This is a genomic window from Streptomyces sp. URMC 126, assembly GCF_051386555.1.
GTDB lineage: Bacteria > Actinomycetota > Actinomycetes > Streptomycetales > Streptomycetaceae > Streptomyces.
This window is the reverse complement of the sequence record NZ_JBPQTX010000824.1, coordinates 1-277: the sequence shown is the minus strand read 5'-3', so window position 1 is coordinate 277 and position 277 is coordinate 1. Positions and strand designations below refer to the sequence as shown.

At 65.0% G+C, this 277-nt stretch carries 1 protein-coding gene; it reads right to left on the bottom strand.

Annotation, left to right across the window (positions count from 1 at the left end):
* Window positions 1-277 (bottom strand): DUF815 domain-containing protein (locus ACSNOK_RS34085; protein WP_436784609.1); only part of this gene is annotated, 277 nt, incomplete at both ends.

The following is a 277-nucleotide window of genomic DNA, read 5'->3' as shown; positions in this document are numbered from 1 at the left end:
AGATCGGCCTTGTCCACCTCGATCAGGCGCAAGCCCTGCGACGCAAAGGCATGCAGGCAGGCACGGATCAGCGAGGATTTTCCCGTGCCGCGCGCGCCGGTGAGCAGCACGTTGTTGGCCGTGCGGCCGGTCACGAACTGCTCGGTGTTACGCGCGATCTTGTCCTTTTGCACATCGATGTTCTGCAGGTCGGACAGTTGCATGGCGCCGACATGGCGCACGGGCTCCAGCAAACCGCAGCCGTTGGCGCGCTTGCGATAGCGCCAGGCGATCGCGG